The following is a 20,895-nucleotide window of genomic DNA, read 5'->3' on the forward strand; positions in this document are numbered from 1 at the left end:
AAAAAATTCCCGGTTCGTCGGGAAACAGGTTATTTTTTTGTGACTACAATTTAAACGGCCTATTGCATGCTCAACAGCAGTGATCAGAAATATGTACAGGAATTATTGAAAAGATATGAGCTCGGAACGGCTACAGCGGAAGAAATTCTTTTCGTTGAAACGTACTTCGATTACCAGGATGCAATGAGCCCACGGCAGAATCCTTTCGCTTCTGATGAAGAAAAGACAATGCTGGAAAATGAAATGCAGGCAAGACTGCTTCGGGAGATCCGCGGAGAAGAAGTTCCTGTGATCCCGATGAAACGCAGGTTCCCGGTCAAATGGGCCGCAGCCGCTGTTCTGCTGATAGTCACCGGCATCACCGCTTATCTGTACTTTGGGAATACCCAATCAGATCAGCCTGTGATCGCAGCAACAGAACAAACAACACCTGTATCCCGCGATCGCGCAGTATTGAAACTCGCCAACGGGCAGGAACTGCAGCTTGACAGCCTGCATGGAAAGATCCTGCAAGAGCAGCACCTGACCGTGAACAACGATAGTGGCATGCTGCACTACAACAGCAATTCCACCAAACCGGAAAACCATACGCTCTATACCCGCAATGGCACACAATATGAATTGCAATTGCCGGACGGAACACATGTATGGTTGAACGCAGCCTCGTCCATCACCTATCCTACCATATTCACCGGCAACAACAGAGATGTAACCATCACCGGTGAAGCCTACTTCGAAGTGGCCCGTAACAAGAACATGCCGTTCCGCGTAATGGCAAACGACATGCAGATCGAAGTTACCGGCACTCATTTCAATGTAAATACCTACACCAACGAACCTTTCCTCACAACAACACTGCTGGAAGGTGGCGTAAATGTCACCAGGAACAACAACACCGTGCAGTTAACTCCCGGACAGCAATCACGATCCGGCGCCGATGGAAAAATTTCCATCAGCAACAATGCCATCACAGCAGAAGTAATGGCCTGGAAGAACGGCTACTTTCACTTTGAAAGCGCCAGCCTTTCCACCATACTTCGACAGGTTTCCAGATGGTACGATGTAAACATTGTTTATGATGGCGAAATTCCCGATGAAAAGTATTTCGTGATCATCAAAAGGAACAGCAGCCTGTCCGCCGTATTGAAAGCTTTGCAGGCAAACAATGTGGAGTTTACTATTGAAGGCAAAAAATTAACGGTTAAGGCCATTCAATAATCACCAGATAAAATTTTCAGTATAGTGGTCCCGGTGCATGCATCCCGGGAAGGACTTCTATGCGCTAAAACGAACCAAAACAGAAAGCTTCAAAATGAGAAAGCTCAAAAGACTAATTGCATTGTTGCTGCTGCTCGGCCCTCTCGCGCTGATGGCACAGAACAAAAACCCGCTGGTCACTTTATCAGTAAAAGACCAGCCGCTCAAAGAAGTGTTCCGATCCATTCAATCGCAAACAGGATTGAATATCGCAGTCACGGAAAAGATATTGTCGGAAGCGAAAAAGATCAGTCTCCAGGTTAAGGATATGCCACTGGAAGAAGTGCTGGAGCAGTGTTTGAAGAACTCTGACCTTAGTTACAGCATCGTTGAAGGAACCATCATTGTAAAAAGAAACAAGTGCAGAGCAATCCCTCTCCTGCCAATGGTCCGGTCGCTTCCAGTCTGGTAGTGCAGGGTCGTGTGATGAACAGGTCGGGAGATCCTTTTGCGGGAGCCACGGTGAATGTAAGAGGAAAGAACCGTTCCACCGTTACCAATGAATCCGGCGCCTTCTCCATCCTGGCTGATGAGAATGACCATCTGCTGGTCTCCTTTGTGGATTACAAACCGCAACAGATAAAAGTGAATGGCCGCAACAACATCAGCATTGTTTTGGAAAGGATCGATAAATCCATGGATGAAGTCACTATCTCAAACGGTTTCCAGCGCATACAACAGAAGTACCTCACAGGTTCTGTTACTTCACTGAATATGGATTCCATTATGCAACCGGGATTGAACACGGTTGATAAAATGCTGGAAGGGCGGGTGCCGGGTCTTATCTACATGCAGAATTCCGGACAGGCCGGCGCTGCGCCAAAACTCAGGATCCGTGGCACTTCCACTTATCTGGGTTCCCGTGAACCCTTGTGGGTGGTGGATGGCATCATCCGTACCAACCCCATCCCTATACCTGCGGACAGGATCAATGACCCGGATTTCGTGAATCTGTTGGGCAATGCGGTTTCCGGATTGAATCCCTACGACATCGAGCAGATCGATGTACTGAAAGATGCCACTGCGGCAGCACTGTACGGTGTAAGGGCCGCCAATGGCGTGATAGTGATCACTACCAAAAGAGGAAAGGCCGGCCCGCCAGTGATCAACTATAATGTAACAGGAACCTATACACGAAGACCGAGGTATACAGACAGGGATGTGTATATGATGGACTCCCGTGAGCGTGTGGATGTGTCCCGTGAAATAATCGAAAAGAAAATGCCCCTTCGTGGTTCCGGACTTGAAGCTTATGAACAAGCGATTGCCAACTACTATGCTGGCCATATCGATTTCGCCACTTTCCAGCAACTGGTCAACAGAGCGGAGTCAGTCAATACAGACTGGCTGGCCCACACCATGCGGGATGTGTATACATCCAATCATACGATCGGTATTTCAGGAGGTAATGCGTCTACAACCTATCGTGCTTCAGTAGGTTTTAACTCGGAACCGGGCGTGATCAAAAAAGAGAGCAACAACCTGTATACAGGTTCTTTCAATGTTCAGCTCAAATACAGAAAATTCACAGCGGATTTCAATATTATACTAACAAAGGGAAAGCGCCGGTATACTCCCAGTGAGATCGGTGTAATGAATTATGCCTTTGGCACCAGCCGCGCGATTCCCTTCTACAACGAAGACGGCTCCCCTTACTTTTATTCAACACTTGGTTCTCAAACCATAATTGATCAATTCTATGATTTCAAAAAAATGAACATCCTTCATGAAATGGATCATACCGGAGAAACAGTGGAAAGCAATGAGTACACTGCCAGCGCCAACCTTCGCTACGAGATAGCCAGCGGCATACAGTTTAGCACCCTGCTGGCCCATACCGGAGGCAACACGGACCACAATACCTGGTTCGAAGAAAATACCGATTGGGCATACCGGATCAGGAGTCTGGCCTGGCATGGCTCCCAGCAAGTATTCCGTCCGAATATGGATCTGCTTCCTTTCGGCGGGGAACTTCGTCAGCAGATGGTCAGGAAACAAAACTATACTATCAATGGCCAGCTCGATTTCAGCAGGTACCTCGATTTGAGGAAGAAAAACCTGCTCACCGTAACCCTGGGCAGTGTACTGAATTCCAACCGCAACAGTATTACAGCGCGAACCAGCAGGGGCTACTACCCTGAGCGTGGTTTCAGCTTCGCCGATATCGATCTGGCAAAATATACAAGCTATGCCACCTGGCTGCGGCAATACGGCGGTACGGTGATCACCGAAGAATTACAGAACAGCCTGAGTACCTTTCTGAGTGCCACCTATGTTTTCAACGACCGGTATGTACTAACGGCCACCACCAGCCAGGAATATTCAAATGCTTTCGGATCCAGGAGCAATGAAAAATTCCTGCCAACCTGGGCATTGTCCGGCAGATGGAATATTCATGAGGACTTGTTCAAACAGCTGTCGTGGATCGAGATGGCGGCGCTGCGTTTCTCTTATGGTACGCGTGGCAATATGCTCACCGGTCAAACACCCTATACCATTATACGAAAAGGACCGATCAACACTTATTACGATGCATATGCGTCAACCATTGTTGCTTTCCCCAACCCGGATCTGGGATGGGAAAAGAAACAGGATTATAATGGTAACCTGGAATTCTCGGTCCTGAAAGGAAGGATCAGAGGTTCAATCGGATATTTATACAGCAAAACCACCAATGCCTTTTTGAAGAAGAAAGTGTCTGTGGTGAACGGAGTGCCTGGCAATTCCTATGATGTGAATGGCGGTATCCTGGAGAACCAGGGTGTGGAGTTGAGCCTGAATTTCAGGATCATCAACAACAAGGGCACAGGAAATAAGAAGGGCTTCATGTGGCGTTTCGATCCGCAGCTTGGACAGGTGTTCAACAAGCTGATCAATAACAGTCTGAAAAGCCGGAATGTTTTGGTGGATGATGCCGCACTCACCTACCAGAATTACCTGGCCGGCAATGTGCCTGTCAACGGGAAATCAGTGAACACTTTCTATTCCTATCGTTTCAAAACACTGGACCCCCAATATGGTTTCCCGGTTTTTTACGGGGCAGAACCCGATAACAAAGCAGCGCTCATAGCGCAATACAACAAGATGACGAAGGAAGAGGTCTTCAGTATTGTGATGATTGAATCAGGGAGAAGGGAGCCTGTGTTGCAGGGCGGCATCAGCAATACTTTTACCTATCGGAACTGGTCGCTCGATATCATGTTCTCCTATAGTGTCGGTAACAAAGTCCGATTGCTTCAGATCTCATCAGGCAACTACGGCACTTTCCGCCCCAGTTCGCAGCAGAACCTCCGTAAAGAATTCGTCAACCGCTGGCGTTATCCGGGCGATGAACAAACCACCAATATCCCCGCCATCCAGGGTGGACAGCTTCTTCAATCCGGCTCGTATGCCTGGTGGATAGATGCCGCCTATGTACAGACTAACAGATTTGCCACTGATTATTACCAGATGTACGATTTTTCCGATATCCGTGTAGTGAAAGGAGATCATATCAAACTTCAAAGCGTGGCGTTGGCATATATGGTTCCACGTGAGCTATGCATGAAATTAAATGTTAAAGGAGCAACTGTAAGATTGGCCGGCAGTAACCTCTTCACCATTGCCAACAAAGCTTTGCGCGGACAGGACCCAGCGATATCCGGCTCTTCACCGAATATCAATCTTTCTATCAGGCCCACATATGCGTTCAATCTTAATCTCAGCTTTTAAAAAAATATTATGCAACTACATACTATCAGGATATTGGTACCGCTGTTTTGCATACTGGCCATCAGTAGCTTGTCGTGTAAAAAATTCCTCTCATCCTACTCCCAGAACAACAGCTTTATCGAAACTGCCGGTGACCTGGATGAATTGCTGGTGGGAACGGCCTATTACAATCCTTTGTTCGGTTCAGATTTATTGCTTTATACAATGGACGATGATGCGCAGCTTACCGGCCCGCAACAAAACAATTTCAATTATGAAATATCTGTAGGATGGCATTTCTGGCAGGCTGAGCCCAGGCTCACCAGCGCGGGAAAACTGGGCCTTACTGATAATTTTTACAATGATCTCTATACCAGGATTGCAGGTATCAATACGATACTTCATAATGTTGGTGAATTGGGAAAGAAAAACGAACCTTCCGCCACATTGAAAAGGATTTCCGGAGAAGCACATTACCTGAGGGCTGTCTATTACTTCATGCTGGTGAATTTATATGGTAAACCTTATCAGGTTTCCAGGGCAGCCACCGATTTCGGAGTTCCACTGAAAACAGATCCTGCCATCAAAGATCAGTTCGTTTCGCGCAGTACTACCGGCGAAGTACACCTGCAGATAGTGAAAGACCTGCTGGAAGCTGAGCAGGAACTGGCTGGAGCCAACACCGGTTCTAGCATACGAGTCAACCAGTTGGCTGTGCAGGCTTTACTCAGCCGGGTCTATCTCTTCATGGAAGAGTATGAGAAATCTGCGCTCTATGCAGACAAAGTGATCAAAAGCCATCGTTATGAGTTGAAAGACCTGAACAATCATACAGCGGGCCAGGATTTCCTGTACCGGAATTCAGCAGAAGTAATTTTCACCATGGGTGGCAATTACATCCCTAGTATGATGAACCTCAATTACGAAAAACCAACTTCTCCTTTCTACAGGGTTTCCGATGAGCTGGCCTGAGCTATTCCTCCGATGATCTTCGCCTGAAAGTTTTCCTGGCACGGAACAGCCAGGGGTACCAGCGGGTTATCAAAAAGAGAAGTATCAACGCCTCAGTAGATGATGTATCGGATATGTTCCTGCTTCGCCTGTCTGAAATGTACCTCAACAAAGCAGAAGCACTGGCCGCACTCGGCCGCTCCGAAGAAGCCCGGAATGATTTACAGGAATTGAGGAAAAGACGTTTTCCACCCGCAGCACTGGACCCTGTCAGCCTGGAAGGTGCAGCTCTTGTGAACAGGATCCGTGAAGAACGAAGGCTCGAGCTCTGTTTTGAAGGCCATCGATGGTTCGATCTTCGCCGTTTTGCAGTGAACAGCCAATACCCGTTCAGCAAATCCATCAGGCACCGCTCTATCATTTTTACCGGGAGCGGATATGTGGATAACGGTTATTACGAGCTCGGCCCCTATGAACAGGATGCTGCTGCTTATATCGTACCCGTTGCCAGCGATGAGATAGAGTTCAACAGGGGGCTTATCATCAATGAACAAAGACCTGTCAGACCGCTGAAACAGTAACAATGCTATCATCATTCCAATCCCACATCATCATGAAACATCATACACGCACCATAACTGTTACCCGTATCCTATTCGGCTGCCTGCTGGCTGCCTCGCTGGCAACAAGCTGCCGTAAAGAAAAAATGCCTGCGCCTTCCGGACTCGACGAAGACTATTTTGTAGTACAGGATGATCCCAACGACCCTGTTCAACATGCCAGGTACGAGTTCTACAAAAGCACAGGCATTGCCAGCTTTTACAACGACACCATTAAAAAGAAACAGGTAGGTGAAGTTGATGGAAAACCAAGGTATACCTACTACACCTTATCGATGGTCTACGGATTGTATGGCGGTGCTTACACGGGCTACAAACTGGTGTCGGACAAAACGCAGATACCGGCCTTCCTTGACCTGCTGAAGACAGACTTCCTTCCCAGGCTCCCGGACGCGATCCACTTTCCCAGCATCCTTATGCTCGATTCAATCTACAATAGTGGCTTTCCTGCTCTGAATGTTCAGATCGCCGATGGCTGGACTTCCATGCAGGGATTCAACACCACTGGTTTTTGCGTAAAAAATGTAACAGCCATGAGCAATGATGAGAAAAGAGTGTATATAGCTTCCTTGCTGGCAGGTATTGCGGAAAAACGTTTGAACGATCTGAACGCGGAAAGATTGCAGGATGAGTTTTTCAGTATCTCCAGAGCGGTTTCAAATTCGATCATCCCCGCCTGGGATATCTATTTTGGTATTGCCTTCATATTTTTATACCCTGCCGGTAACCAACCAGCTGCCCATACACTTGGCATCCTGAAATATCCCCGTGTGAAACTGGGAGAGGCGCCACCCATGAATGACCTCGTGAGCATGCCCCGTGCACCAGATGACCTGAGGGCTTACCTTACTGCTGCATTATGTTATACTGAAGAAGAATTCACCAGCCTGTACACTGGAAATGAACTGATCCTGAAAAAATTCAGCGTGATCAGGAATATGGTCCGGGAAGCAGGTTTCAAACTACCCGGATAAAAGCAATAGCCATGAACTCCTGTCAGAGCCATATTGGTTTTGAAGAACATCTTTCACTGCCTCCTGCAGGCAGTGAAGATGTTTCATTGTTTCCGCTTCAATACCAGTTTACCAAAATTGTAGAGAACTGGAGCGGACACCTGCAGCATACAGCCTTCCGGATCACTAAAAACAAACAGGTAACGGAAGATATTGTACAGGAAGCTTTCCTGGAATTATGGAAACACCGGAATAAGATCATTCCTGAAAATCCTGTAGGCTGGTTATCAAAAGCAGTGACCAATCTTGCTCTTAAATATGTAAGAAAAAAAACTGTTCAACTCCGTGTATTCAGGGCATTGAGCCATGAAAAGAATTCCTGCTATTCAAATGTTGAAGAGCGCCTGATCGGAAAAGAAAGCGAGGTATTACTGAACAGTGCTATCAGCAAACTCCCTTCGCAACAGCAAATTGTTCTGCATCTCAGCAAAGAGATCGGTTTGAGAAGACAGGAAATTGCAGCCCATCTGCAAATCTCTCCCAATACTGTAAAAGTGCATTTGCTACGCGCCATGCAATTTGTGAAAGAAAATATTTATTTCATTTTCTTGTTTTCCATTTTCTGCGCCTGCAACAATTTATTTTTCAAAAACAGTAATACAGATGAAAGCTTCAGGGACTTATATAATGCAGAGCAAGTGATCAGTGCAGAGCAGTCAGAAGAATGGATGAGCCTTGCAAAGAACAGCTACACAACAATGATGAAAAATATATCACAGGTAGTTTCAGTTTCCCTTAATCAATAATACCAGCAGACTTCAGGGCGGTACAAAACTAAAACAGATCAAAGCGGCATGCTCTAATGATCCGGCAATGCTATGCCTATACTCAAATAATATAAACCCAATTGCATGATCTTAAAAACAGAAAATCTATCTCACCGTTACAGCAGTACATGGGCCATCAGGGATATCAATATCGAGATCGCTGAACATGGAATTATTGGTTTGCTGGGCTCCAATGGTGCAGGCAAATCCACTACCATGAATATCATCTGTGGTACACTGAATCCAACCGAAGGAAATGTATATATAAACGGGATCAACAAACGAAAAGATCCGGAAGCTGCAAAAAGGGAAATTGGTTTCCTGCCACAGAACCCTCCCCTGTATACCGATCTCACCATCGATGAATACCTGGTGTACACTGCAGAGTTGAGATTGATCGATAAACGGAAGGTCAGAGCTGCCGTAGAAGAGGTAAAAGATAAATGCGGTCTCTCCCATTTCAGCTCACGGCTCATCAAAAACCTGTCGGGTGGCTATCGCCAGCGGGTTGGTATTGCGCAGTCGATCATCCACAAACCCAAACTGGTGGTAATGGATGAGCCCACCAATGGCCTCGATCCCAACCAGCTGATCGAAGCCAGGAAACTCATCAGGGAAATAGCGCAGGAGCATACAGTATTATTATCCTCTCATATTCTTTCAGAGATCAATATCCTTTGCCGGGAGATCATCATGATCGAAAGTGGAAGGATCGTTTTTTCCGATACCATGGATGCTTTTAATAATTACACGCAGGCCCACTCGATCCTGATGAAGTTCGATAACCCACCTGCGAAGGAAATGCTGCAACAGATCAAAGGTGTTACCGGCGTGGAATTTCTCAACAGCCAGCAGGTACGAATCCATTTCGACGGAGACCAGGAGATGAACGACAGGCTCATATCAGCCAGTGTAGAGAACGGATGGAAGCTGCGCGAGATCGGTTACGACAAAGGAATGCTCGATGATATTTTCAAACAACTGTCCACTCAGACTGCATAAATAATTCCCGATGCGAATAATTACAAGGATTGCAAAAAATGAACTTCGCCATCTCTTCTATTCTCCCGTGGCCTGGTTCCTCGCAATTGTGATGTTGGTGATGTGTGCTGCTTACTACACCAACCTGATGTACCTGATAGCGAAAATAGGATCAATAACCAACAAGGTAAACCCTTTAGCAGCGCTGGAGAATATAGACTCCAATACTTACAATATCTACAGCGGCCCTATTGGTTTTTTCGTAAAGGCGCTTAATCAGCTCTACCTGTTTGTACCCCTTCTCACGATGGCCGTCATCAGCAGGGAATTCAACAGCGGAACCATCAAACTATTGTATTCTTCCCCCATCAAGCTCAGGCAGATCGTTCTTGGAAAATATTTAGGCATGATGGTATTCTGTTTTATGCTGATAATGATCGCTGCTCTTTTTATAGTGGTCGGTTATTTCAATATCAAGAATCTCGATCTTCCTCCGCTGCTTTCCGGTTTACTGGCGCTGTACCTGCTGCTCTGTGCGTTGACAGCTATCGGATTTTTTATGTCGAGCCTCACGCATTACCAGATCATCTCCGCCATTGCCAGCTTTACGTTGTTATTCGTATTGTCGAAGATTGGAGGCCTCTGGCAAAAAATTGAATTTGTAAGAGACATTACCTGGTTCCTTTCCATTTCAGGGAGAACGGAAAAAATGATAACGGGGCTGATCACTTCCAAAGACATTATGTATTACCTGCTGATCATCTTCATGTTCATTGGGTTCACTTACCTGAAACTGAATGATGGACTTGAAAAAAGACCCTGGTTTATCAGGACTGTCAGGTATCTCGCTGTTGTGCTGATCAGTTTATCGGTTGGCTATCTCAGTTCAAGACCTGTAGCCACTGCTTACCTGGACACTACGGCGCAGCAGCTCAATACAGCACATCCCAGTACGCAGGAAATTATCCGATCTTTAAATGATGGTCCTTTGGAAGTAACCCTGTACGTTAATATATTCGATCGTAATTCATCCACCTATTCGTACGGACTACCTGAAAGGCGCAATATTTACCTCGATGAATATTGGGAATTCTATCAGCGATTCAAACCTGACATAAATTACAGGTATGAATATTATTATGCTGTGTTACCAGGAGACAGTACCATGTACAAAAGATTTCCGGGAAAATCATTGACGCAGATTGCAGGGCTGGTTGCCAAAATAGCTCAGATCGATTCTTCTTTATTGAGATCTCCTGAGCAAATGTCCAATAAGGCCGAACTGGCATCTGAAAATTACACGCTCTACATCAAATTAAAATATAAGGACCGGTCTGCCATTCTCCGGCCTGCCTTTACCAGAACCCGCTGGCCCAACCAGCAAACTGTGAACGCGGCTATAAGCCAGTTACTGGATATCCCCGTTCCAAAAATTTACTTTCTTACCGGTCAACTGGAAAGAAGTATTTACAAGAAAGGAGAAAGAGAATTTTTTGCGCATACTATCAGTAAAGAAAACAGGCAATCACTGATCAATCTTGGCTTCGATGCAGACTCCCTGAATTTGTCTGTAAGCGATATACCTGCATCTGCTTCCGTACTGGTTGTGGCTGATCCCCGGATGGTATTCCCGGAACCTGTGCTGGCCAAACTGCAACAGTTTATCAGGTCCGGCGGGAATATGCTGATCATGGGAGAGCCAGGTAAACAACATGTATTGAATCCACTGCTTCATGAAACTGGTGTTCAACTGATGGATGGTCAACTTGTACAGATCCACAAGAATGCAACACCGGAAAAGATAACCGGCCAGTTGGAAAAGGAAGCCACTGATCTGTCAGGTGAAGATGCGTTCAGGTATCACAAACATCTGTTATCGTTAGGGATCAAAAAGGAAAAGATCAGCTATGGCTCCGCCGGTGTAGCCGCCCTGTCTGTAACTGAGAAAAAAGATTTTGAAATAAAACCCCTGGTATTGACCCAACCCGGCAAAGCATGGCTGAAAGCCGGAAAGTTGGTGACAGATTCTTCCGCTCCCGTTTTCAATCTACAGGAAGGCGACAAAGTGGAAAACAATTTTCCTGTTGCGATGCAACTGACAAGAAAGATCAATCAAAAAGAACAAAGGATCATCGTGGCCGGAGATGCAGATATCATGAGTGCACTCAGGGAATTCGAGATACTGACACGTTCTGCCTACAGCTGGACTTCCTATAACAAATTCCCGGTTTATACTCCTGTTCCTTTTGCAGAGGATAACATGTATACCATTACAGTTCCCCTGGCATCTGTTCAGAAAACTATTTTCATCTGGATCGTTCCGGCATTGGTGCTCATAGCAGGTACTGTGATCCTTTTAAGAAGAAAAAGAAAATAAATAACTCTATCATGAAAGTCATTTACAGTATAGCGAAAAATGAGTTTCGATACTTGTTTTATTCACCCATTGCCTGGTTTGTATTGCTGGTATTTATGGTGCAATGCGGTTACTTCTACTCTGATTCAATGTATCCTTTGGCCAATGCCCAGGACGTATATGTGAAAAATTCTCCTGACTTCAAGGGCTTCAAGGAACCTTTAACATTGATCACTTTTATCGATGGAAGGTTTTTTCCCAATATCATGCAAAATCTTTTCCTCTTCCTGCCCATTCTCACAATGGGTTTGATCAGCAGGGAAAGCAATAGCGGCACCAGCGCACTGCTGTTCTCCTCTCCTGTCAGCATCAGGAGGATCGTGCTGGGAAAATACCTGGGCATCATGCTTTACAACCTGCTGCTGGTATTGGTGGCAGCCATCTTTGTAGTGGCCGGAATGCTTGTTATCCGTGATGTGGATTATGGTTTACTCCTGTCTGCCCTGCTGAGTTTCTATTTGCTGGTATGCGCCTATTCTGCCATTGGCCTGTTCATGAGCAGCCTCAGTTCTTACCAGGTTGTATCAGCTATGGCCACCTTTTCAGCGATCTTTATCCTCAGTCAGATCGGAGGTCTGTGGCAGCGATATGATCTTGTAAGAGATCTCACCTGGTTCCTTTCACTTCAGGATCGTACAATTAAAATGCTGCATGGACTGATCGTTACCAGGGATATCATTTATTTCATTCTGGTTACTTTGATGTTCATTGCCTTCACCTATCTCAGATTAATGGGGAAGATGGAATTCAGACCCTGGTATATCAGGGCAGGAAAATACTTAGCTGTATCAGGCATGATATTACTTATCGGCTACTTCAGCGCCCGCCCGATGCTTACCGGATACCTCGATGCAACTGCAACACAAAGGAACACACTGCATCCAAACACGCAGGCTGTATTGAAAGAGTTTGGCGACAGTACACTGGAAGTTACACTGTATGTAGATTTGCTGGATAAGTATGCTGCCAGAGGCCTTCCCGAAAGCCGGAATTCAGATTATCTCGCAAAACTCTGGGACCGCTATCTCAGGTTCAAACCAGATATTAAATTCAACTATGTATATTATTACGGCTATGATCCGGTCATTGACGACAGCTTATTGCTGAAGCGGTTCCGTGGTATGGGTGTGGAGGATATTGTAAAGGAATATTGCAGCTTGCTTGAATTCAGTCCTTCTTATTTCAAACCGGCAACACAATTGAAGGTCGGTGCAGATCTTCGTTCACAGGATTATGCAACATTGATACAACTGAAATACAAGGGACGCACTGCCTATGTGCGCACCTATGATGATCCCAAATTCTGGCCGAATGAAAGCAATATGATTCCCGGCCTCAAACGCATACTTGGTCATCCGATCCCTTCGATCGGATTCAGTTCCGGGTCCCTGGAAAGAGGCGTCTACAAAAAAGGTGAAAGAGATTATTCAGTCCACACTGCTGCGAAAAGAACCCGTATGGCCCTTGTCAATAACGGATTCGATGTTGATACGATCAATCTTACTACCTCGGATATCCCCGATCAGTTGTCGGCGCTCGTGATCGCTGATCCTAAAAGAGAACTGAGTGCAGAAGTGCAAAACAAGATCAGTCAGTACGTGAACAAAGGTGGTAATCTGATGATCAACGGAGAACCGGGAAAACAATCTGTGCTCAATCCCGTTTTGTCGCAGTTCGGAATGCAACTGGCAATCGGACAGCTTGTATATCCCACTTATGATGAAACGCCTGATAAAGTGATTTCCTATCTCACTGCGAACAGCAAAGAGCTATGGGCTAAATTTATCGACACAGGCAAAACAAAATTCAATGATACCCTCGCTCTCCTTATGCCGGGAGCAACCCAGGTAATTAACTCGGGTGTTGCCGGCTGGCGATCAGATACACTGGCTACCACGATGCCCGGAAGAACCTGGCTGAAAATGGGACAGGTAGTGATCGATTCCACGCTCCCTCCCTTCAATGCGCTGGATGGAGATATCAGGTTATCATCCTTTCCTACTGTGCAACGTCTGAGAAGGCCGGGCAACGGTAAGGAACAACGGGTGATCATTACAGGAGATGCTGACTATGCCAGCAATTTGAGGCTGAATAAGAACTTTTCCTATCTAACGCCAACCTATAGCTGGATCACCAACAATCTGTTCCCCGTGTATACTCCAAAAAAGGCTGACAAAGATGTTATGCTCAATATTGGTGAACGCGTAGGCTATTATCAGAAAATTATTTTCGTCTGGGTATTACCAGCTTTATTCTTAATCTCAGGAACGATCCTTTTGATCCGTCGAAAAAGAAAATAATAAAGATGTACTTACAAACCGATGAACAAACGATAGAAGATCTGCGGATCTTCGGCAAGCGAGACAGCCAGGGATTGTTCGACCTCTACAATCATTCGCATACCCGCGGCGCAGAAGCAGTATTGAAAGAGATGTTCACCAGGCCATTGAGTGATCAGCAGGAGATCAATCGCAGAAGCGATATCATCAATAGTTTCTCGGGCATGAATATGCGCTTTCCTTTTGAAGGGGCCTTATTCGATATGGCAGAGAAATATCTGCTGGCGGCCGATGAACAGAAAAAGCAGGGCACACAACAGGCCGTGTTGAGTGAAAAAGAGATCAGCAACGGAGTAACGGCATTGATCACACTGGTACAGCAGATCAAAACTTTCATAGAATCGAAGGAAGTTATAGCCATGGCATCCTATACAAGGGAAAGGGAGGCGATTGCCTCCCTCCTCCTCGACCCTGCCTTTGAACCGGTAATGCGCGAACAGCAAAAGTCAAAACTGTCTTATGCGGCTATCACTGCCTATGATCTGCTCTTCCGCCATCGTGAACGAGACAAGATAGAAAGGCTGCTCGCGCAGATCTATCAGCTGGATGTATATCTCTCAGTAGCCAAAGTAGCGCGTGACAGGAAATTCGTATTTCCCAAAGCGTTAGAGAAAGGCAAAAGCATTCTCCGGCTCAAAGGTGTTTATCATCCCGAACTGGCAAAGCCGGTGAGCAATAACTTTTCAATGGATGCTTCACATAACGTGGTGTTTCTCACAGGAGCCAATATGGCGGGAAAATCAACCTTTCTGCGATCCGTAAGCACAGCCGTGTATGTAGCCCATATTGGCTTTCCCGTGGCAGCGGAAGAAATGGAATTCTCTGTGCTCGATGGCATTTACACCACCATCAATCTGCCGGATAACCTGGGCATTGGCGCCAGCCATTTCTATGCAGAAGTGTTGCGTGTGAAGAAAGTGGCATCGGAACTGCAGGCCAACAAATCACTCTTCATTATCTTCGATGAAATGTTCCGCGGCACCAATGTGAAAGATGCGCATGAAGCTACCGTAGAGATCACCATCGCCTTTGCTGCAAAGAGGAATAGCATGTTCATCATCTCTTCTCATATTGTAGAGGCAGGTGAACGATTGCAGCAATCTCCCAGTATTGGGTTCCAGTTCCTGCCTACGCGCATGAACGGCAATGTACCCGAATATACCTATACGTTAGAGCCTGGAATTACGGCAGATCGCCATGGTATGATCATCATACGCAATGAAGGCATCCTGGATACGCTGAAGCATGGCCGTAAACGCGCTGTACAATAAAACATCGGAGTGCCGCCAGTCGCTCGCCTCCCGGCGAGTGACGACTATTTCGTCGTCTCCGGCGACACCCTGTTCGCTGGAGGCCAACAAACAAAAGTCACTCGCCGGAGGCGAGCGACTGGGCACACGCTGATTAAATTTTACAATAATGCAATTCAATACAGATAAACAAACGGTGGATGAGCTGAACCTGCTGGGAAAATTCAGGCAGGGATCGGTATACCATCTGTTCAATGAAGTCAAAACACGGGGAGGAGAACAATTGCTGGACCAGATGTTCCGCAATCCTTTGCTGGATGCAAACAGCATCAACCAGCGCAGCAGCATATTCCATTTCTTCCAGCAATCGAACCTGGGCTTTTCCTTCGATGTGCAACAACTCAATATCATGCGCGAATACCTGGATGGAGGCACCGGAAAGAATGCATTAGCCACCGCCAGCAGCATGATCATCCAGAAACTGCTCAGCAAGCTCACCCGCGATGAACGGTACAAGAGATCAGTACAGGGATTGCAGGCTACTATCGTTACACTGAATCGCTGCCACGGCGTACTGGAACTGCTGCTGCAATTGAAAAGTCCGTTTGCTGACCGCGTCAACCAGTTGCTTCAGATACTTTCCGATAAACAACTGGAAAAACTGCGCAATACGGATATCTATGCAGAGCTCTCCGTTACTACCCTTTCGCAATACGATCACCTGCTGAAGAGCCGGTTCCCTGCTGAAATGGAAAGCCTCCTGCAATTCATTTACGAACTGGACCTGTACATTGCCGTTAGTAATGTTGCGCGAAAGAAAGGATTCACCTATGCAAAGGCCCTGTCAGCTGAAAAAAATGTTTTCCAGGCATCCGGTCTGGCGCATCCCTGCATCGATAAAGCGATTGGAAATAATATCTTCATGAGTGAAGACCAGAATGTGATCTTCCTCACCGGAGCGAACATGGCGGGGAAATCCACCTTGATGAAATCCATCGGCATAGGTATCTACCTCGCTCACATGGGATTCCCGGTAGCTGCAAAGAACTTTGAGTTTTCTGTGCGTGAAGGCATATATTCATCTATCAACGTAGCGGACAATATCGGTCTTGGTTACAGCCATTTCTATGCAGAAGTAGTGCGCGTGAAGCAGGCTGCTGATGCAGCCGCCAGTGGCAAAAGATTATTATTGATGTTCGATGAATTGTTCAAAGGAACGAATGTGAAAGACGCTTACGATGGCACGCTGGCAGTAACGGAAGCTTTTGCCGAATACCAGGATTGCCTCTTCATCGTATCCACGCATATCATTGAAGTGGGTGAAGCATTGAAAGAAACGGACAATATACAATTCAGGTTCATGCCTACCATCATGGATGGAGCCAGACCCCGGTATACTTATGTCCTTGAAGAAGGAATCACCGAAGACAGGCAAGGGATGATGATCATCAGGAATGAAGGCATTCTGGAATCATTGAACGCAGGAGGGGGCTCTTAATTGATCCCCTTCCACCATTGCTGAAAGGATTGCGTGCTGTCGGTAAGGATCACGGGCTGCCCTATCATGGGCGTCTGCAATTTGTACGATTTACCTTCTGAAAGCGCTGTGATCCTTTCCAGTGGCTCGGTCCAGGGATGCTTGCCAAGTGTGAACTTGGAATGGTGTACAGGGATCACATTCCTTGCCTGCAGATCAATGGCGGCCTGGCTCACTTCTTCAGGAAGATTGTGCACAGACTGCCAGGCTTTATCGTACTGACCATCTTCGATGATGGCCCAATCGATTGGACCGTATTTCTTTCCGATCTCGGCAAAGCGGGTATCATAGCCTCCGTCTCCACTGATATAGATCTTCATTTCGGGAGTCTGGATCAGGTAAGACATCCAGAGTGTTCTGCCCCTGGCGAAACCTCTGCCTGAATCGTGGTGCGTAGGCTCCGTATGGATCACGAAGTTTGTATCGATTTCCACTTTTTGATACCAGTCTTTTTCGATGATGTGGCTGGAATCATAACCCCAGTATTCGAAATGCGCACCCACTCCCAGTCCGCAGATCACCTGCTTCACTTTATCTTTCAGTTGTACAATGGATTCATAGTCCAGGTGATCATAGTGGTCATGGGAGATAATGAGATAATCGATCTCCGGCATATCGGCCGCCGAATAAATATTACTTCCTTTGAATGCTTTCACTCCCCAGGGCAACGGCGACGCTTTTCCACTGAAGACCGGATCCACCAGGATCCGTTTTCCATTTACCTGCAAATAGATAGTTGAATGCCCCATCCAAACGGCCAGGTTACTATCCAACGGCAATTGCCTCAGGTCTGTTTTCACAGAAGGCAGGGAATCCACCGGTTGGCGGGATGGATATGTTTTGAACAGGATCTTGTAAATCTCTCCCATCATCGAATAGCCTTCACTGATAGTAGGCTTCTCTACGAGATTGCGGAAACGTCCGTCCTTGTAATGTGGTGATTTTTCTATCAATGCCAGTCTTGCACCTTCGGGATGTTTTCCGAATTGAGGTTGCTGGATATATACAACTGTGATCAATGCCAATACGAGTATCAGCGTTAAAAAGATGAGCATGGTCCGTTTTATGATTTTTAAGAATCGTTTCATCTGAAGAGGTAGACGGGCCAGCGGGAGGAATATTTTAAAGAATGACGGAAATAATCAAGAAAATGCCCGGAGCGGTCATTCATCATTTTCGGCAGCCAGATCATCGGCATTGACTTTCATCATGCCGGCCCAGCCATTCCAGTATTCTTTTCCTGTTTTACCGGCTCCCTCCGGATCGATCCTGAAAAATTCAGGGATGATCTCATAATCATTACGATCCTTATTCAATTCAGTCGTAAAATGGATCTGGCATTCCAGCAATTTGGTGAAGGAAGAAAAGATCACGGGACTGAGACCTTTCAGATCCCCGAAATATTCATGATCATAAACACGGACTGGGAATTCGTTGTGCGCAACAGGTTTTCGTCCATCAAAGACAAATGGCCCAGTATCATTCCCTTCACTGCCGAAGGGGTAGAGTTTCTGAGGGATCAACTTTTCAGGTATTACCCATTCCCAAATTTCACGCAGATGTTTCAATGGCTGATCAGGATGGGAAATGGGAAGTCTGAGTATCTGCGTTTCCGCATTCATGAAGAAATGAGACCGGTGCCAGTTGATAAAACTCTCCGGTAATAATACATTGAATTCTTTTTCCAGGTCATAATACAGATCAACTGACAAATTTCCGGGAATCGCTTTCCATTCATTCCACCCCCGCTCGTTTTTTCCTCCTTTCATTGCAGCCGGACATTCTTCCACATTCAGCATTCTATTGATGTCTATCAACATGAAAGCTTCGAAGAATTGTTTGTTGATATCAGTCATTGTTTCGGTTTAGGGATAGTAATAAAGTTGGAGTTGCGCTGTTGGTGACCACAGCATGCCTAACCGAAAATAAGGATCTATGGCAAGAAAAACAGACAGTTCCAACATAATTGCCTGTTAATGTAAGGAACCCTGTTTTGATAGCCCGGGAACAAGCTTCCTTTTGTATCTTTACCGCGATATGAGCTTCGAGAACATTCAATTGCCTTCCTCCGTTCTGTCCGGCCTCTACAAACAGGTAGTGGTCACAGATGATTATGACCAGGTGCCCGGCAAGCGTGAAAAGAGAATGGAAGAGATGAGCCCGGCAGCGAAAACGCCACAGGCAATGGATTCCCCTCAGGCCGCAAATCAGGGACTGAACGCGGGTTCGGGTCCCGCCAGCTCCACCACAACCGAAGCATCAAATCAGGCGGTCGCAGGTTCGAATCCTGTCTTCCCGACAGCTGCAGCAGAGCCACCACCTGTACAGCAGAAAGCAGGCCCCGCCTTAACTGCTCCTGTTTCCGGCTGGTCCACCAGTCCCTCATTGCCTACTACCCCGCCCGAAGATGCAACTGCTTACCGTTTTCTCGGCAAGAATGCGAAGCATGTGGCCATCATCGTTTATTCCCCGGCAGACGCTTATCTCCCGGACGATCAGTTGCAGCTCCTCACCAAAATGCTGGATGCCTGCAAGCTCAATCTCGGAGATGTGGCCATCATCAACCAGGCTTCGCACCCTGTGCATTTCACACAACTGGCCCAACAACTGAAGGCGGAGAAGACCCTTCTCTTCGGTATCCAGCCAGAACAGATCGGGTTGCCACTGAGTTTCCCTGCCTACAAAGAGCAGGAATATGCAGGCTGCACCTACCTTCTGGCCAATCCCCTCGGCGATATGAACCAACCCAGTGAGGAAGGCAAGATGCTCAAGGGAAAATTATGGGGATGTTTGAAAAAAATGTTCAATATTTAAGGCAGCAAAAGGCGAGGCTTTGCCGGTAGCACGAAATAATTTTACCTATGATCAGGATCGTATTTGCCACTAATAATGCCAATAAGGTCACCGAAATGCAGGCTGCCATCGGCGGTTCGCTGGAAGTGGTGAGCCTGAAAGCTGCAGGTATCAATATCGATATTCCCGAACCTCACGATACTTTGGATGCCAATGCATCTGAAAAATCCAACGTCATCCACCAGCTCACAGGTGAAAACTGTTTCAGTGAAGATACCGGTCTTGAGATCGACGCCCTCAACGGAGAGCCCGGCGTGAAAAGCGCCAGGTATGCGGGGGAAGACAAAGCCTTTGATAAGAATATCGACAAAGTGTTGACTAAAATGGGCGATACAGAAAAGCGTTCAGCCCGTTTCCGTACAGTTATCTCCCTCATCTGGAATGAAAAAGAATATCTCTTTGAAGGAATTTGTGAAGGCCGCATCCTGAGTGCCCGCCAGGGCAGTGGTGGTTTCGGGTATGATCCCATCTTTATACCTGAAGGAGGCAACCGTAGCTTTGCTGAAATGAGTATTGCTGAAAAGAACCAGTACAGCCATCGCCGCAAGGCAGCCGATAAGTTGGTTTTATTTTTGCAAAACGAAACACAGTCCGCTTCTGAGCGTTCATAATAAGAGGATTACAGAAGGTTTTTATATTTACTTTCAACACCGGACAAAAACTTGAGTAACAAAAGCAACTATAACATTACCGAATCCGACTTAATAAAGGGAGCAGTGGCCGGTGACAGGCGCATGCAGGAGGAATTGTACAACAGGTTTTCACCAAAGATGTACGCTGTATGCCTGCGATATGCCAATAACAGCAATGATGCACAGGACTTGCTCCAGGAAGGATTCATCAAGGTGTTCAGGAATCTTCACAGGTTCCGGGCCGAAGGTTCTTTTGAAGGATGGATGAGAAGGGTTTTCGTGAACACCTCCATCGAGTATTTCAGGAAGAAGTCGGCACAACTCTCCAGTGTAAGCGAAAAAGAAGAGAATACGATTGAGGACAGCGATATTTCCGCCCTGGACCAATTGGCGGAAAAAGATATCATTGCCATCATCCAGGAATTGAGTCCCGGATATCGCACTGTTTTCAACCTGTATGTTGTGGAAGGATATTCACACCGGGAGATCGGCGAAATGCTGGGCATCAGCGAAGGCACCAGTAAGAGCCAGCTCGCAAGAGCAAAATCACTGTTACAAAAAAGATCAGTCAATATTTAAGTGATACGCG

General features: G+C 46.5%; 17 protein-coding genes. 15 read left to right on the plus strand and 2 right to left on the minus strand.

What is annotated here, in order from left to right; all coding sequences use genetic code 11:
* Positions 1 to 66 precede the first annotated feature (66 nt).
* The 12 genes from FSB84_RS29660 (at position 67) to FSB84_RS29715 (ending at position 16,782) form a co-directional block, all read left to right on the plus strand.
* Positions 67 to 1,218, plus strand: a complete 1,152-nt coding sequence (locus FSB84_RS29660; RefSeq protein WP_130544063.1) for a FecR domain-containing protein — start codon at positions 67 to 69, stop codon at positions 1,216 to 1,218.
* Positions 1,219 to 1,312: 94 nt separating this feature from the next.
* Complete coding sequence (locus FSB84_RS29665) at positions 1,313 to 1,669, plus strand: STN domain-containing protein (RefSeq protein ID WP_158644174.1); 357 nt, start codon at positions 1,313 to 1,315, stop codon at positions 1,667 to 1,669.
* Positions 1,618 to 4,968 (plus strand): SusC/RagA family TonB-linked outer membrane protein, encoded by a 3,351-nt coding sequence (locus FSB84_RS29670; RefSeq protein WP_147122442.1) that lies wholly within the window; start codon positions 1,618 to 1,620, stop codon positions 4,966 to 4,968. Before FSB84_RS29665 ends, FSB84_RS29670 begins: the two co-directional genes overlap by 52 nt.
* Positions 4,969 to 4,977: 9 nt before the next feature.
* Positions 4,978 to 5,919, plus strand: coding sequence for a RagB/SusD family nutrient uptake outer membrane protein (locus FSB84_RS29675; protein WP_147122445.1), 942 nt, complete (start codon positions 4,978 to 4,980; stop codon positions 5,917 to 5,919).
* 113 nt (positions 5,920 to 6,032) lie between these two features.
* Entirely contained in the window at positions 6,033 to 6,479 is a 447-nt protein-coding gene (locus FSB84_RS29680) for a RagB/SusD family nutrient uptake outer membrane protein (protein WP_147122447.1), read from the plus strand.
* A gap of 32 nt (positions 6,480 to 6,511) precedes the next feature.
* The gene (locus FSB84_RS29685; RefSeq protein WP_130544066.1) at positions 6,512 to 7,492 is read left to right on the plus strand and encodes a hypothetical protein; all 981 of its coding nucleotides are present in this window, start codon (positions 6,512 to 6,514) and stop codon (positions 7,490 to 7,492) included.
* Between the two features lie 11 nt (positions 7,493 to 7,503).
* A complete protein-coding gene (locus FSB84_RS29690) occupies positions 7,504 to 8,277 on the plus strand; it encodes an RNA polymerase sigma factor (RefSeq protein ID WP_130544067.1) in 774 nt (257 codons plus the stop codon).
* 105 nt (positions 8,278 to 8,382) lie between these two features.
* Positions 8,383 to 9,300 carry an ABC transporter ATP-binding protein gene (locus FSB84_RS29695; RefSeq protein WP_130544068.1) on the plus strand — a complete coding sequence of 306 codons (918 nt, stop codon included), beginning with the start codon at positions 8,383 to 8,385 and terminating at the stop codon, positions 9,298 to 9,300.
* Positions 9,301 to 9,310: 10 nt separating this feature from the next.
* Positions 9,311 to 11,656 carry a Gldg family protein gene (locus tag FSB84_RS29700; RefSeq protein ID WP_130544069.1) on the plus strand — a complete coding sequence of 782 codons (2,346 nt, stop codon included), beginning with the start codon at positions 9,311 to 9,313 and terminating at the stop codon, positions 11,654 to 11,656.
* An 11-nt stretch (positions 11,657 to 11,667) separates the two neighbouring features.
* Positions 11,668 to 13,995: an ABC transporter permease subunit gene (locus FSB84_RS29705; protein ID WP_130544070.1), complete on the plus strand. Its 2,328-nt coding sequence runs from the start codon at positions 11,668 to 11,670 to the stop codon at positions 13,993 to 13,995.
* Between the two features lie 5 nt (positions 13,996 to 14,000).
* Positions 14,001 to 15,305 carry a MutS-related protein gene (locus tag FSB84_RS29710; protein ID WP_147122449.1) on the plus strand — a complete coding sequence of 435 codons (1,305 nt, stop codon included), beginning with the start codon at positions 14,001 to 14,003 and terminating at the stop codon, positions 15,303 to 15,305.
* A gap of 148 nt (positions 15,306 to 15,453) precedes the next feature.
* Positions 15,454 to 16,782 (plus strand): MutS-related protein, encoded by a 1,329-nt coding sequence (locus tag FSB84_RS29715; RefSeq protein ID WP_147122451.1) that lies wholly within the window; start codon positions 15,454 to 15,456, stop codon positions 16,780 to 16,782.
* Here the strand turns inward: FSB84_RS29715 and FSB84_RS29720 are convergent.
* Together FSB84_RS29720 and FSB84_RS29725 are read right to left on the minus strand one after the other, a co-directional pair.
* Positions 16,779 to 17,876 (minus strand): MBL fold metallo-hydrolase, encoded by a 1,098-nt coding sequence (locus tag FSB84_RS29720; protein ID WP_130543735.1) that lies wholly within the window; start codon positions 17,874 to 17,876, stop codon positions 16,779 to 16,781. The two genes, FSB84_RS29715 and FSB84_RS29720, sit on opposite strands and share 4 nt — an antisense overlap.
* A 108-nt stretch (positions 17,877 to 17,984) precedes the next feature.
* Positions 17,985 to 18,677 carry an SMI1/KNR4 family protein gene (locus tag FSB84_RS29725; protein WP_130543734.1) on the minus strand — a complete coding sequence of 231 codons (693 nt, stop codon included), beginning with the start codon at positions 18,675 to 18,677 and terminating at the stop codon, positions 17,985 to 17,987.
* 181 nt (positions 18,678 to 18,858) lie between these two features.
* On the opposite strand from FSB84_RS29725, the gene FSB84_RS29730 reads away from it, so the two are divergent.
* Genes FSB84_RS29730 through FSB84_RS29740 form a run of 3 tightly spaced genes read left to right on the plus strand, consistent with a single transcriptional unit; the run spans position 18,859 to position 20,885 of the window.
* Complete coding sequence (locus tag FSB84_RS29730; RefSeq protein WP_130543733.1) at positions 18,859 to 19,635, plus strand: hypothetical protein; 777 nt, start codon at positions 18,859 to 18,861, stop codon at positions 19,633 to 19,635.
* Positions 19,636 to 19,682: 47 nt separating this feature from the next.
* Complete coding sequence (gene rdgB, locus FSB84_RS29735) at positions 19,683 to 20,285, plus strand: RdgB/HAM1 family non-canonical purine NTP pyrophosphatase (protein WP_165434951.1); 603 nt, start codon at positions 19,683 to 19,685, stop codon at positions 20,283 to 20,285.
* Between the two features lie 51 nt (positions 20,286 to 20,336).
* The gene (locus tag FSB84_RS29740; protein ID WP_147122453.1) at positions 20,337 to 20,885 is read left to right on the plus strand and encodes an RNA polymerase sigma factor; all 549 of its coding nucleotides are present in this window, start codon (positions 20,337 to 20,339) and stop codon (positions 20,883 to 20,885) included.
* The last annotated feature ends 10 nt before the right edge of the window (positions 20,886 to 20,895 follow it).

The sequence above is a fragment of the Pseudobacter ginsenosidimutans genome, assembly GCF_007970185.1.
Classification (GTDB): Bacteria; Bacteroidota; Bacteroidia; order Chitinophagales; family Chitinophagaceae; genus Pseudobacter; species Pseudobacter ginsenosidimutans.